Genomic DNA, 14,405 nt, shown 5'->3' on the forward strand with positions numbered 1-14,405 from the left:
CCCAATACCCCCTCGTCTCTAATTCTCTGTCTTGTATTGGAACGATACGATAAAGTTTGTACCTACTCCTTCAGTTGATTCTACATGAATCTCGCCGCCATGTCTCTCTACAATGCTGAGACAGAGCGGCAGCCCCAGGCCGGTCCCCCGCGTCTTCGTCGTATAGAAAGGCTCGAACAGCCTCTCCTGCTTCTCCTTTGGTATGCCGCATCCATTATCCATAACATGCAGCTCTATACGATCCTCATAGTCGAACGTACATAGGCGCAGCACGCCTGTCCCATCCATTGCCTCCATGCCGTTGCGAGCCAAATTTAATATGAGCTGCTTCATTTCTTTGCCGTTCATCATAAAGGACTTGATCTCAGGAGCCAGCTCCAGCTCGATGGACTGTCCGCGCATATTCGCATCGGCCCATAGCAGCGGCAGCATCTCATTGACAATATCGTGCAGGGAGCCGCTGTGCTTATCAATAACCCGATTCTGTGCCAACGACAGAAAGTCATTAATAATAGCGTTCGCACGATCAAGCTCATCCATAACAATTCGGAAATATTCCTGTTGATGATCAGGACTTCTCTCCTTCATCAGTTGGACGAAACCTCTAATAACAGCCATCGGATTACGAATTTCGTGCGTAATGCTCGCTGCCATTTGACCGACGAGACTAAGACGCTCCATTCGGCCAATCTCGTCTCGCAATCGATTTAGCTCTGTGATGTCATGACAAATAATAGCAGCTCCGATCACCGTATCACTCTGCTCATCACGAAGGCTTATCCCTGTCTTCAAGTACATCTTTTCTCTATCCTGCACAAATTCCGTGGAGGTTGGGTGTCCTCTCAGCGCTTGAGACAACAATTTGCTCTGAGCATCCTGTACACTTCCCTCGCATAGAACCGTATACGATTGACCGAGCAGCCCCGCTCTATCCTTTGAAGACAGGCTTGGCGCCAGGCTGTGAATCGCCATTTCATTAATATGAGTAATGTCGCCATGATGATCGACGATAATGACGCTTAGCGGCGTTTCTTCAATAAATTGTTGCAGCTTCTGCACTTCATTGCGATAGTTGGCTGAAACTACCTTAAGCTCATGTCCCAATGTCTGCCTCTCGATATAATTCTCGGTTAGGAAAACGAGAAGCCAGACCACTGCATAATAACTGATGCCCTGCAGCAGCAACCAGAAGTTTGATTGGGGTGTCGAAGCCGACTCCCATGCATACCAGCTGTGACTGACATATGAACCCATCGTAATCAAATTGGCGACTGTCATTAATAAGAAGGCGATTTGCTGCTTGCGTTTCCTGCTCCCAAGAAAAAAGGGGAGGAGAGACAAATACAACAATGGAAGGAAGATGGCCGCGAAGCTGATAAGCTCCAGCCAGTCCCACCACCCGTCTACGCCGATAAGCCGGAACAGTAAATAAATGCTCGCTAACGAGCCCATGACCATGGTTCCGCCATACAACGAACCCACAATCACAATGGCCAGTTGATAATCAAGACGAATTCCATCGATGTCCATAGCTGTCCAGATGCTGATTAGCAATGTGATGCATGCTGTTACTGAAAGCATGAACGGGATGTTGCGATGCCTTCCAGTGCTTCGTTCAAACCATATTTGGAAGGTGAATACCGGCAATAAAGTGATTAAAAATTGCAATAACGCTTGCTTCCACGCTAAGATTTCATCTCCCCCCATTCGTAAAGGTGATTTCCTATTATTAATCCGATTAAAACATAGCCGTAAAAATTTTACAATAAAAGAATCTCAACCGGATAAGCCTCTTCCTCATATCCCCCGTGCTCACTGCATTCTAATCATGAACCGTCCGCTTGCAAATGGGAATTCATTGCATTATTGCCGCGTTGGCATGAGCGTGATGTTATTTTGCTGAACAGAATGCTATGATTTGTATAACCTTAAGGTAAAGGAAGATGAAAGTTGCAGTATGATGTTATTGTAATAGGCGCTGGCTCATCAGGCTTGATGGCGAGCATTTCGGCAAGTGAGCAAGGAGCTAGAGTGCTTCTTTTGGACAAAGGTGATAAGCTAGGGCGTAAACTTGGCATCTCTGGTGGTGGACGTTGTAATGTAACCAATGCCAAGGAGCTTGATGAGCTGATAAAGTTCATTCCTGGTAACGGGCGTTTCCTGTACAGCGCCCTGGCTGCTTTTAGCAACAATGACATTGTACAATTCTTCGAAAGTATGGGAATTCGGCTAAAAGAAGAAGACAACGGACGCATGTTCCCTGTCTCCGATAAAGCTAAAACTGTGGTAGATGTACTTATCAACAAAGTTCGTTCCCAAGGCGTCCAAATTCGAGTTAACTGCCCCGTGAAAGAAGTGCTTTACGACAATAGTCAAACTGTAGGCGTAAAACTTAAAACCGGTGAAGTCATTAAGAGCAGCACTGTCATTGTCGCCGTTGGCGGAAAGTCTGTCCCTCACACTGGCTCAACTGGTGATGGATATGCTTGGGCTGAGAGAGCAGGGCATTCAATTGTTGATCTCTTCCCAACTGAAGTACCGCTTACATCGCAACAATCTTTTATTCGAAGTAAGGAGCTGCAAGGGCTATCCCTTCGGGGTGTAACTCTCTCTGTCTGGAATGCTAAAGGGAAGCGGGTAGTCGAACATGAAGGTGATATGATCTTCACTCACTTTGGCATTTCCGGTCCGATTGCTCTCCGTTGCAGTCAGTTCGTAGTGAAGATCATTAAGCAAAACCAAGTTGAATCCGTGATGGTTACGGTGGACTTGCTTCCGAAGAAAAGCGTAGATGACGTTTTCAACGAAACGTATCAACTAGCAAATAACGAATCCAAGAAGGCAATAAAAAATGTCCTGAAGGGCTACTTGCCTGAGCGAATGCTCCCTCTAATTTTCAAGATCGCAGAGTTAAAAGAAGAAACTACTTTTGACAACATTCCGAGACAAGCGTGGATGGAGATGGCAAAGACTGTAAAAGCATTCCCGATTGAAGTGAATGGGACTCTCTCCATTGAAGAAGCGTTCGTTACTGGCGGCGGCGTGAATCTTAAAGAAATCGACCCAAAAACAATGCAGTCAAAGCTCATGAACGGATTGTACTTTTGTGGAGAAATCCTTGATATTCATGGATATACGGGCGGGTACAACATTACTGCTGCTTTTACAACAGGGTACTCTGCGGGTAGAAGCGCCGCAGAACAAACGATGACCCCAGGCTAACAAGCTTGGGGTCATCGTTTAGCTTTCCTGCATCCAGCCTGCAAGCGGGCATATGAATGTGTATTCGATTACTCACTTAATCCTTGAATGCTACTCGCTGCACCTCGTCATAGGCAAAATACAAATAGCCCTTATTCTTATACCACCATCTATACCGCTTGTCGCCTTCGATATCCGATTCCGTTTCCAAAATAGCATCTGGTTCGCCAAGTGCTGTCCGAACCTCACTTTCAGTCATTCCCACCATGTTTGGGACTTCATACGGCCTACCGTTTATCGTCATCTTCATATGCTCTAGGAAAAACGTCTCTTCTCCAGAAAGTACATAGGAGTTCTCATTCCTAATAAAGCTTATTCTATCAATCGTACATATGTCTTCCTTACCACAATCAAATTGTCTGCCAACCTCCAAAACGGTTCTGAATGCACTGATCAACGTATCATACTTTTTCTCATCGATAAGTTCTTCATACGACTCCTTGACATTCGCTTGAATTTCATATTTATAGAACTTATAGCCAGTAGGTGTCGTTTTAATTTTAATCTGTTCAAATTTCACCCCATCCTCGAAGTAACGTGCCACCTTAGAGCCTTTAAGGGCTTTTGAGTAGTTATCCAATCCCGACTCATCTACACCACTACATGCTATTAATAATTGCATGGATAGAAAAAGAAACATACCCAAATAAACTTTTCTCAAACCGCATCCCCTACTCCCATTGTGTAATAGGATAAATATTATCACAATACAGTGTAAATATAAACCATTTTAAGGAATACTTATTATATCATTATTGAACGAAGAGAGGAATGATGGCACTTGATGGCACTGCCTCGCATGGCCTGATACGAGTGTGGTTGACAGCCGACACGCATCGCCCCATCGCGCGCTGGGAGCGGCGCGGCGCAGACGATTCAAAGGCGATTCCCTTAATTTGGTGCTAAGGGAATCGCCTTTGAACAGGGTTGCAATATCCGTCCCTGACTGCCAGATTGCCACGTTCTACTCAAGTATGTACATCGCCGGAGAAGTAACTATACGTTCCATTATCCGGCAAGAAATCCTCCTGCCCCGGAGCATCGTCATTATGGTTGTGCAGAGTGTTCTCTTCCTGCGCAATCCAGTCCTCGTTCACAATATGGGCCGGAATTGGAATGGCATCCAAACCATAGGCTTCATCCACCATCATAGCATCACCCGCCTCGTGAATTGCGGATTGACCGATAAGCGAGCCGCCATATGCCTGCACAATTTCGAGAGCAGAGGTCAGATCGCCGTTCTGCAGATGCACATGCACCTTCTGGACTTCATTGTTTATCGCCTCATAGCCTAGTTCTTGCAGCGTTTCCGCTGCGCTCGAAGCGGAAGCGGTATCGGCAAATTGAAAGAGCAGCGCAGTATCCTTTGACATGGGAGAGGACCATCCTTTCGGTTTTTCATTTTCCACCGAGTATTACAGATAGATTGCCCTTCCAGAATCAAACACATGCACTATTGGCTCTTCTTCTTGTTGAACAGAATGATGGGATACAACAATCTGTTAAGCCCCCACCAGGCAACAGCCGCAGGCAGTGCGAGCAGCAAGCCTGGCGCACCCCATAGCTGAAAGCCTGCTGTTAGTCCCAACAAGCAGACAATCGGCGCAACGAGCCATAAACGAGTTATTTCTGCTGAGCGAGGCAGCTCTGAATCCTTCCACTGAAATTGGGATACGAAATCCTCCTCAACAACACTGCGCCAATGCATTTGCACCCAAACGAACAATGGAATAGGGAGCAGGCACAGCAGAATAAGCTTCAATATTGCTGGCGATATTACGATACTCATGAGGCAAACCCCTGCAAAGCCGAGGTACAGTCTCAGCAATCCCAGCCGTCTCATCATTACCTTCAAACTCATCTCGGCAAGAAGCGTCCCGCCATCGAATCGTTTGAACAGCCGCTTCGAGGCCCGCAGTACAATAGGTCGATTCAATTTCATGCTGGGCTTGCGTTCGATCACATTCATGAGCAGGAACTGAGTAACTGCAAGCCTTGCTGCATGCTCCTGCTGCACATCGACTTCAAATCCTCCCTTAACGCGGAGCTTCATCCGTGTCAAAACGACTGCTGCAGCCGTGCCCAGACAGATCGGGAGCAGTAGCCAGCCATATTTTTCTCCAATGAGATATGTCGAACTAAAGTATGTAACAGCCAGCACGAATGTTGAGCCTAGCTTCCACATCCCGTTGCGCCAGCCACGATATCTTCCATCAATGAGATTGCGCCATATTGCACCGATCAGCGCCCATATGATTGTGAATAAGCAAAGTATGCTTGCTTCTCCGATGCCAAGACCATGAATCCCTATTAATGATGGAGCGCCCAGCGCGTACAGAGCAGCACATAGAGGAACCAGCCCCCCTGCTGTATAGAACACACTGTAAATGATGATCCTTCTGCTCCACGATTGCTGCTGCTGCAGGAAGAGCACATCCGCTTCTTCGACGAAGGTTCTCATCCGCCCAGCTACAACCGCAATGAATGGCAGCAGCTCGAAAATCCATTGAGGCAGCTTAACCAGCCACTCCGGCTGCTTTGTCCACAGCTCCAAATACAACCCGCCTCCAATAATCAAGGGCGGCAAAATGATATAGATCCATACCGTCCAGTCGAGCGCCACCCGCCATACCCGCCATTGCTCTCTCCAATATCTCAACACCCGGCGGCGATACAGCTTCTCCACTGTCCATGCCGCTTCCATTCCGACTCCCTCTGAATTGCGCGCAGCCATCGTCGCATCCCCCTTTATGTCAACGCATAGAAACAATCGAATAAAGGCGCATCAGCAGCACAGCCTGCCTGACCTCTGACCTCATCAAGCGTTCCTTGCGCGACAATGGATCCGGCATCAATGAGAATCAATCGGCTACTGATGCGTTCGGCAGTATCCAGCACATGAGTAGACATAAGGATACCTGCCCCGCGCTCCCTCTCCAATTCCAGCAATTGAAGGAAATCGCGTGTTGCCCGTGGATCAAGTCCGACAAAAGGCTCGTCCACAACATAAATATCCGGCTGCAGTATAAATCCGATAATGAGCATCATTTTCTGCTGCATGCCCTTGGAGAAGCCAGCCGGTAGACGATGCCTGTCATCCGATAATCGGAACTGCAACAGCAGCTTCTCCGCCCGCTCCGCGAATGTTCGCTCATCCAGACCATAGGCAGCGGCCGCCAGCTGCAGATGCTCCCACAATGTCAAATATTCATACAGTACCGGCTGCTCCGGCACATAAGCATACCTGCCATTCTCGCCGCCCAATGTTATTGAGCCGTCAACATATTTGAGCAGGCCAAGAACAGATTTAACCGTTGTACTTTTGCCTGCCCCATTGGGCCCGATCAAACCGACAAGCTCACCGGCTCCAATGGTGAACGAAACATCCCTGATAACTGGGCTATGCTCCGCATATCCCGCCTTCTTTATATCAACAGTCAACACATTCATCGTTATCGCACAACTCCCGTCAATTGAACTGTATATTGTCTGATGTCTACGATGTATACGACTCTTATTGGTTGAAAGTTCCATTGCTTCCGGAAAGCGCTTCTTCAAAAATCAGTTCTGCCCCTGCACAATTAACGGCGCGAAACTTCAAAAATACGCACAGCTGCTGCTGTAAAACGGAAAAATCCGCTTACAGCTCTTCCAACTAAATTCATCTTCGCTGTAAGACGGATTTACCTCGTTAAAGCTCGTGATTAGCCTGGCAAGAACCACTCAACTCCGCTTTAAAGCGCAAAAACCCCCTTACAGCTCTTCAAACTAGATTCATCTTCGCCGTAAGACGGAAAACCAAGCTTACAGATGGCCTAAGCGCCTTAGAATCCTGTACAAAATACAAGGCTGTCCTAGATAATGCATAATAAAACTGCATTATCTGGGACAGCCTCGTGGTCATTTTTCCTGGATGATGTTTTTTCTTGGTCATGCAGTGTTTCCTCTTGCTTAACCTCTATAAGCTTGAAGCGATTCATTCAGCTCGCGGGTCTGCTCATATACCTGCTGGTAAATGCGGAACAGCCCAGCATAAGCAGCCACCGCCTCTGGCTGAGGCTTGTAAAGTGAAGCGCGTTTGACGAAGGCATTGGCGCAATCCTCCAAGCTCTCGAACCAGCCGCAGCCTAGCGCAGCAAGCATTGCCGCACCAAGCCCAGGTCCTTGTTCATGCTCAAGCGCTACGATTTCCGCATTGAAAACATCGGCCTGCATTTGCAGCCAGACCGGGTTCTGCGCACCACCGCCAATAGAGACAATCGTGCCGATCCGCTTGCCGGACCTGCGGAAAATATCCAGGGATTCATTCAATGAGAAGGTGATGCCTTCCATAACCGCTCTGGCAAAATGAACCCGCTCATGCGATCCATCAATGCCGACAAAGCTGCCACGAATGACAGCATCCGCATGCGGTGTCCGCTCACCTACCAGATAAGGTGTGAAGAGAAGGCCGTTGGAGCCCGGTGCAACTGATTCAACTCCGGCAAGCAACTCCTGGAAAGATGCCTCCTTAGCGAAGGTTTCCTTGAACCAGCTAAGACTGTAGCCAGCGGCGAGTGTTACGCCCATGGCATAATATGCTTCCTCCTTGCCGTGGTTGAAGAAATGCACTTTGCCCGCATAGTCGCTGTCGCTGTCCTGCTCGCAGGTTAATATTACGCCAGATGTGCCAATGCTGCACATCGTAAGTCCCTCTTGCAGAATGCCGGCGCCGATTGCGCCGCAAGCATTGTCAGCGCCTCCCGCGAACACCCTTGTTGCTGGTGACAAGCCCGTACGTTCAGCCTGCTCAGGCAGCAGCGTGCCGACGTAATCATGCGAAGCAACAAGCGGCGGACAAATAGCGGCAGACAGCTCCATTGCAGCCAGTATGTCCGCGCTCCAAGTCTTGCTCGCCACGTCAAGCAGCAGCGTGCCTGCCGCATCTGAAAAATCCATATGCAGCGCTCCCGTTAATCGGTAGCGGACATAATCCTTCGGCAGCAGGAACAGCGATGCTTGCGCGAATACGGAAGGTTCATGCTTGCGCACCCATAGAAGCTTAGGGAGGGTGAAACCCTCCAGAGCTGGATTCCGAGTAATCGCCAGCAGCTTATCTCCAAGCCTCTGCTCTATCTCGCGGCATTCCGCTGTCGTCCTTGTATCATTCCACAAGATTGCGTTCCGCACCGGATTGCCTGCTTCATCCAGCAGCACCAGTCCATGCATCTGCCCGGAGAAGCTGATTCCTTCGATAGAATCAGCTGATATATTCGCTGTCTCCACAAGCTCGCGCAGCGCCTCAAGCGTTCCTGCAACCCAATCGTCAGGCTGCTGCTCGCTCCAGCCGGAATGCTCGTGAAAGATCGGATAGCTGCGCGACACTTCAGCTAATACATCCCCGCTCCAGTCAGCAAGCAGCGCCTTGACCGCGCTCGTGCCTAAGTCAATTCCAATTACGCAGGACAAGTCAGACCCTCCTCTACACGCTGAAAATGACTTCATTAAGGATGAGCTTGATGCGCTCTTGACGCCCGGATTCATTCCTGATGGGAAGATTCTGCAGCGCATATTGCTCCAGCGTATGCAGCGTCGCTTTGCCAGCAGCGATATCAGCTCCAATACCTTCATTGAAGCTGCGGTAACGGCGCTCCACAACTCCATCGAGCACTCTATCCTCGATCAGCTTCGCTGCTGCCTTCAAGCCCCATGCATAGCTGTCGATACCCGCGATGTGAGCGAGGAACAGATCCTCATCTTCGAATGAGCCCCGGCGAACTTTGGCATCAAAGTTCACACCACCCTTGCCCAGTCCTCCAGCTTTGAGCACCTCATACATCGTAAGCGTAGTTGCATACAGGTCTGTCGGGAATTCGTCCGTATCCCAGCCGAGCAGCAGATCACCCTGATTCGCATCCAGGGAGCCCAGCATGCCGTTAATTGCAGCTACACGAATTTCATGCTCGAACGTATGGCCCGCCAGCGTTGCATGATTCGCTTCAAGGTTAAGCTTGAAGTGATTATGCAAGCCGTATTTCTGCAAGAAAGCTATCGTTGTTGCAGCGTCAAAATCATATTGATGCTTCGATGGCTCCTTAGGCTTAGGCTCAATCAGGAACTGGGCATCAAATCCGATTTCCTTGGAGTAAGCAATTGCCATATGGAACAGACGGGCCAGATTGTCCAATTCAAAAGCCATATCTGTGTTGAGCAGCGTCTCATAGCCTTCGCGCCCGCCCCAGAATACATAGTTCTCGGCTCCGAGCCGTTTGCCGATCTCCAAGCTTTTCTTCAGCTGTGCGCCAGCATACGCGTAGACATCCGCATTGCAGGTCGTGCCTGCGCCATGCACGAATCTGGGGTTCGTAAACATATTCGCCGTATTCCACAGCAGTTTTTTGCCAGATGTCCGCATATGCTGCTCCAACAATTCAACGATAACATCAAGATTCCGGTTTGTTTCCTGCAATGTAGCGCCTTCTGGAGCTATATCGCGATCATGAAAGCAGTAGTATGGCAGGCCGAGCTTGTCGAGGAATTCGAAATTCGCTTCAACCCGCGCCTTTGCCGTATCCATAGCATCGGAATGATCCCAAGTCCGGGATGAAGTGCCTTCCCCGAAAGGGTCAGATCCCGAACCCGTGAATGTATGCCAATAGGCAACAGCGAAGCGCATATGCTCCTCCATTGTTTTGCCCATAATAATCTCTGATGGATTGTAATGCTTGAATGCGAGTGGATTGTCTGACCCTTTGCCTTCATATTGAATGTTGCCGATTGATTGGAAATAGCTCATTTGACAGCAGCCTCCTCTAGTTGTTTGAAGGTGGAACCGAAGTTTGTAAACGTTGTCTTATCTGTTCATGTCCGTAGCATAGCATACATCAACTTAGTTTGTCTATTAAACAAAGTAAGTTTTATGATATACTTTATGGAGTATCCGTTGTGCATTAAGTGTGTGTTCGGATGGGCATTTGAGCGCAGCCATATAGCTGTGCAGCCTTGCAGCTGTTCAACCATTTAATTCATGACTAGAAGGAGCATGCAGCCTTATGAAATCCAAAACTACTGGCGATCTGGCCATGATCAAAATGATGAATACAGCAATCGTGCTTGAATCCATTATTGAGTATGCTCCATTGTCGCGAGCTCGAATCTCGGAGCATACCGGTTTGAATAAAGCGACTGTATCCAGCCTGGTTCAGGATCTCATCGACCGGCATCTGGTTGTAGAGAATGGGCCAGGCCAATCCAGTGGCGGCCGCAAGCCTGTTATGCTGCTGTTCAATAGCAGCGCTGGATATGCCATCGGCGTCGATTTGGGCGTGAATTATATTCGCGGGGTTCTCACTGATCTGGAGGGGAAGGTCCTTGAGGAATATGAAATACCACTTGCAAATCAATTGCTCCAAGATGTGCTCCCAGAGCTGACAGCATGCATAAACAGCTTAATCGCAGCTATGCCGGACAGCCCTTATGGCCTTGTCGGCATTGGAATCGGCGTGCCTGGAATTGTTAACGATGATCAGGGGGAAATCCTGTTTGCGCCTAATCTGGGTTGGAAGAGAGTCCCACTGCAGAGCATGCTTGAGGACACTTTCGGCGTGCCTGTCACCATTGATAATGAGGCTAATGCGGGCGCACAGGGCGAGCAGAAGTACGGTGCAGGCCGTCCTTACAACCATCAAATCTATGTCAGTGTCGGCATAGGCATCGGGACAGGAATTATTCTGAATCGGGAGCTGTATAAAGGCGCCGCCGGATTCTCCGGCGAGCTCGGCCATCTCTCCATTGATTATAACGGGAAGCCTTGCCGCTGCGGCAACCAAGGCTGCTGGGAGCTGTACGCCTCTGAGAACGCACTGCTCGAACAGGCCGCCGCAATAGGTTACAGCAATCTGGAGTATCTGCTGGCAGGCGCAGCAGAAGGTGAAGAAAAGGCGCTGGCATTATTTCGCCAAATCGGCGCAAGCCTGGGCGTGGGAATCGCTAACATCGTTAATGTTTTCAACCCCGAGATCGTCATCATCGGGAACCGTATGAGCCGGGCCGCAGCATGGATCAGTGAAGCGATACAAGAGACAGTCGCCCGCCGCACGCTCTCCCAACATTTTAACGGCATGCAGATTCTGTTTGCTGCGCTCAGCGACCAGTCCGCTGTCCGTGGAGCAGCCTATTATGCGATTAACCGCTTCTTAGGCAAGATGAAGAACGGTGAATAGCTCGCAATTCTGCGCCAAGCTATTGTCACTAGTACAGTACCTCAGTCAAAAATAGACCGCATTCCTGGAATAGGATGCGGTCTCGGTAGCTTCTGCTTTTTTGATTTACTTTTGCAGGTAAGTCGATTGAAATAGTTCTTTCTATTTAGCTGCTCGTGCGGCATCCATTAATGCCTGGCCTTCAGTCTGAATGGTCTCTATCGCTTCATCCAACGATTTCTCCTTCTGCAGTACCGCAATCAATTCACGATCTTCCAGCTCCTTGAACTGATTCATAAATGTACCCGCCCTATCAGACATAATGAACTCATCCAATAGTTCAATCTGCAGCACCACAGGATGAAGCTCATAGAGCTTGCCAACCAGAGAATCTTGATTATCCCCCCGGCGGCTGGAGAAACCGACATCTCCAAGATTCGATCTGACCTTCGACATATAGTCGCTGTGCATGAATTCAATGAGCTCCCAAGCCGTATCCGCATTCGGAGAACCTTTTCTAATACTCATTAAATTGTTAATGTACATATGGCTGGTTTTGCTTCGATCTGCAGAACTTACTGGCGGCGTTACCGCTCCTGTCTTAAATTTGGCCTCATCAAACTGACCATACGAGGATACGGTCATAGCAGCTTTTCCTTTCTTAAACAAATCCGCTTCAGCGGCGGCTTCGGGACCGAAAAATGTCGTACCATCTACCACTTTTCCCTTCACATCCTGCAGCAGAAAGGTCCCGCTATCGTACAGATCGACGACGGTTTGATACACCTGCTTCCATGCCGGTGTGTTCACGGTAACTTGTCCTCTTCCTAAATGATAGCTCTGAATACCTTCGCTGGCTGACAAGCTGTTCAGATGGTCAGATGGCTTGCTGCTGAACGGCTGATGGTATCCAACGATGCCATCCTCATGACTGCCTGATTTCGTGAAACGGCTTGCCAAATCCAATACCTCTGGCAGCGTCATGCCATCATGCGGCGGATCAATGGCATATTTCTCGAACAGATCCGCATTGTAAGAAAGAACCGATGTTGTAAAAATCGGCGCCATTCCGTACAGCTGTCCATCATTTGTCCTCTTCAGGAGCTCCATTACTCCTGGATGAAACTCCTCTTCCTTCAAATCGCTATCCAGCATTCGTACGGACAGCTCTTCCAACAATCCGCTGCTGGCAAGCGACTTATATAGATAATAAGTCGGTGTCAGAATCAAATCCGGCTGCTCTCTCTCTATGATTGCTATGTACTGCTCCACCGACATTCCCTTACGTTCCAGATCGAACTCAATCACTTCAATCTCCAAATCAGGGTAAGCCGCCTCCAAATAGTCACCATAATGGTAATCAAAGGTCCCTTTAGAAACAACCGCTACCTTTATCGATCCTGTAAGCTCGGTTTTATCCACACCAGCCGAAGAACAGCCGCCTGCAATAATCATGAATAACGCTATTATAAGAAAAGAGAACTTCGGTTTTGCGCTGAATTGTTTCATGGCTGCTCCCCACTTCCCTTAAGCTTCGCTTCGTCTATGGCAGTCTGGACAGCTTCCTGCAGCTCAGCCAGCGCTTCCTCCACAGACATCGCGCCTTCGATGACAGATTTCAACCTTTCACTGGCAAGCTCACTCAATTGCTGCTCTATCGCAGCTTCCTGTCCCATGCTCTTCCGCTTGAGGTCTCCGATTGCCTGAGGAGCATCGATTGCCATCTCATAGAATGCCTTCCAATACTCCTCGGGCTGTGATTTCATATTTGAACGTCTCGCCAATACGGACAAGCCCCGATTAGGGTCCAGATCTGTCCGCTTTGCTATTTCCTCGCCATTCACAAACCGAATGAGCTCCCAAGCAGCCCTTCCATTCGAAGATGCAGCATTTATAGCATAGATCGTGCCTGTGGTGAGATACTTCCCCTGATTAGCTGCAGAAGTAATGTGGAAGGGGATCGTAGACCACTTCAGCTTAACCTTCGCTTCCTTCTCAAAGATCAGCAAATTGCTGTAATAATAACCGTCATCGTCAATCATCATGGCCGCTTCTCCCTGTGCAAAGATGTCAAACTTCGCCAGATCCTTCATCAGAATGCTGCCTTCACCACGCGGCTTCGGCATTGCAATCCATTCCTCCCGAAAACCATCGCTTACTTGCTGCCATATCCCTTCCCATGCCGAGGACTGGACTGTTGCCTTTAATTGACCCTCGCTTGCAGATAAAGCCTGCAAACCTGAAGCCTCACCAATCGTTTTCACGAGTGAATACGGATTGCTGTGATCTGCGAAAAGGCCAAATGCACCCGTTCCTTTGAATCTCGCCGCTAGCTGCAGCACCTCATCCAGCTCGATGCCTGCCTCCGGAACCGGAATGCCATGCTCTTGAAACAGTTCCTCATTCACATAGAGAGCAGCGGATCTGAACTCCGGCGTCAAGCCATAGAGCTCTCCGCCTCCGGCTTCGCGAAGCAACTGAACAAGAGGTGCATGAATCGCCTCCACATCGAATTCGCTCCCTTGCATATAAGGCGCCAGCGGCTTCAGCCTTCCTTCCGAAGCAAGCTTCATATACAGCTTAATGGGCAGCTGCAGCACATCCGGCTTCTCCTTGTCCATCCATTCCATGAATTTCTCAGGGTCATTCTCCAGCCCGCCAGATTCCTTAGCCATACGAATTCGTACCGATGGATGACGGATAATAAAAGGCTTCTTCAACTGCAATTCAAAATTACTGTATGATGATGCATGGACGACCAATTCGATATCCTCGCCCGCAATGGGATTATCCCTAAGAGCTGCCGGAATATCGGAATCGGGTTCCTTACCCAGCAGCTGCTTCAGCTCACCCCGAAACAACCAGCCTCCGCCTGCAAGCACTATAATGATTAGAACGACCATCCCTGTGCGGAATGACACCCCTTTTTTCTTCACATTCATAGCTTCGAATCCCGCCCCTTGC

11 protein-coding genes are annotated in these 14,405 nt (G+C 49.0%); 2 read left to right on the plus strand and 9 right to left on the minus strand.

The genetic code is table 11. The annotated features are described in order from the left end of the window. Nucleotides 1–18 precede the first annotated feature (18 nt). Complete coding sequence (locus L6H65_RS20425; RefSeq protein ID WP_236344525.1) at nt 19–1,668, minus strand: two-component system sensor histidine kinase NtrB; 1,650 nt, start codon at nt 1,666–1,668, stop codon at nt 19–21. A gap of 282 nt (nt 1,669–1,950) precedes the next feature. Here L6H65_RS20425 and L6H65_RS20430 point away from each other — a divergent pair, with 282 nt between their 5' ends. Continuing rightward, entirely contained in the window at nt 1,951–3,222 is a 1,272-nt protein-coding gene (locus L6H65_RS20430; protein ID WP_236344526.1) for a BaiN/RdsA family NAD(P)/FAD-dependent oxidoreductase, read from the plus strand. Between the two features lie 76 nt (nt 3,223–3,298). On the opposite strand, the gene L6H65_RS20435 is transcribed toward L6H65_RS20430, so the two are convergent. The 6 genes from L6H65_RS20435 to xylA all read right to left on the minus strand — a co-directional run bounded on the left by L6H65_RS20435 (nt 3,299) and on the right by xylA (nt 10,036). Continuing rightward, a complete protein-coding gene (locus L6H65_RS20435) occupies nt 3,299–3,922 on the minus strand; it encodes a hypothetical protein (RefSeq protein WP_236344527.1) in 624 nt (207 codons plus the stop codon). Nucleotides 3,923–4,229: 307 nt separating this feature from the next. Further along, a complete protein-coding gene (locus L6H65_RS20440) occupies nt 4,230–4,634 on the minus strand; it encodes a hypothetical protein (RefSeq protein WP_236344528.1) in 405 nt (134 codons plus the stop codon). An 80-nt stretch (nt 4,635–4,714) separates the two neighbouring features. After that, a complete protein-coding gene (locus tag L6H65_RS20445) occupies nt 4,715–5,995 on the minus strand; it encodes an ABC transporter permease (RefSeq protein WP_236344529.1) in 1,281 nt (426 codons plus the stop codon). Nucleotides 5,996–6,009: 14 nt separating this feature from the next. Next, nucleotides 6,010–6,711, minus strand: coding sequence for an ABC transporter ATP-binding protein (locus L6H65_RS20450; protein WP_236344530.1), 702 nt, complete (start codon nt 6,709–6,711; stop codon nt 6,010–6,012). A gap of 501 nt (nt 6,712–7,212) precedes the next feature. Continuing rightward, a complete protein-coding gene (gene xylB / locus L6H65_RS20455; RefSeq protein WP_236344533.1) occupies nt 7,213–8,709 on the minus strand; it encodes a xylulokinase in 1,497 nt (498 codons plus the stop codon). A gap of 13 nt (nt 8,710–8,722) precedes the next feature. Next, entirely contained in the window at nt 8,723–10,036 is a 1,314-nt protein-coding gene (xylA, locus tag L6H65_RS20460) for a xylose isomerase (RefSeq protein WP_236344535.1), read from the minus strand. 256 nt (nt 10,037–10,292) lie between these two features. On the opposite strand from xylA, the gene L6H65_RS20465 reads away from it, so the two are divergent. Continuing rightward, nucleotides 10,293–11,462 (plus strand): ROK family transcriptional regulator, encoded by a 1,170-nt coding sequence (locus L6H65_RS20465; RefSeq protein WP_236344537.1) that lies wholly within the window; start codon nt 10,293–10,295, stop codon nt 11,460–11,462. Nucleotides 11,463–11,603: 141 nt separating this feature from the next. Here the strand turns inward: L6H65_RS20465 and L6H65_RS20470 are convergent, their stop codons facing one another. Both L6H65_RS20470 and L6H65_RS20475 read right to left on the minus strand, forming a co-directional pair. Next, nucleotides 11,604–12,950, minus strand: a complete 1,347-nt coding sequence (locus L6H65_RS20470; protein WP_236344539.1) for an ABC transporter substrate-binding protein — start codon at nt 12,948–12,950, stop codon at nt 11,604–11,606. Further along, nucleotides 12,947–14,383, minus strand: a complete 1,437-nt coding sequence (locus L6H65_RS20475; RefSeq protein WP_236344542.1) for an ABC transporter substrate-binding protein — start codon at nt 14,381–14,383, stop codon at nt 12,947–12,949. Before L6H65_RS20475 ends, L6H65_RS20470 begins: the two co-directional genes overlap by 4 nt. Nucleotides 14,384–14,405: the final 22 nt, after the last annotated feature.

It is taken from the genome of Paenibacillus plantiphilus, assembly GCF_927798095.1.
GTDB lineage: Bacteria > Bacillota > Bacilli > Paenibacillales > Paenibacillaceae > Paenibacillus_Z > Paenibacillus_Z plantiphilus.

What these genes read in the sequence shown, in the direction of transcription:
- L6H65_RS20450 (WP_236344530.1), bottom strand. Translation starts at nt 6,711, where the DNA reads ATGAATGTGTTGACTGTTGATATAAAGAAGGCGGGATATGCGGAGCAT.
- L6H65_RS20470 (WP_236344539.1), bottom strand. Translation starts at nt 12,950, where the DNA reads ATGAAACAATTCAGCGCAAAACCGAAGTTCTCTTTTCTTATAATAGCG.
- L6H65_RS20445 (WP_236344529.1), bottom strand. Translation starts at nt 5,995, where the DNA reads ATGGCTGCGCGCAATTCAGAGGGAGTCGGAATGGAAGCGGCATGGACA.
- xylA (WP_236344535.1), bottom strand. Translation starts at nt 10,036, where the DNA reads ATGAGCTATTTCCAATCAATCGGCAACATTCAATATGAAGGCAAAGGG.
- L6H65_RS20475 (WP_236344542.1), bottom strand. Translation starts at nt 14,383, where the DNA reads ATGAATGTGAAGAAAAAAGGGGTGTCATTCCGCACAGGGATGGTCGTT.
- L6H65_RS20440 (WP_236344528.1), bottom strand. Translation starts at nt 4,634, where the DNA reads ATGTCAAAGGATACTGCGCTGCTCTTTCAATTTGCCGATACCGCTTCC.
- L6H65_RS20465 (WP_236344537.1), top strand. Translation starts at nt 10,293, where the DNA reads ATGAAATCCAAAACTACTGGCGATCTGGCCATGATCAAAATGATGAAT.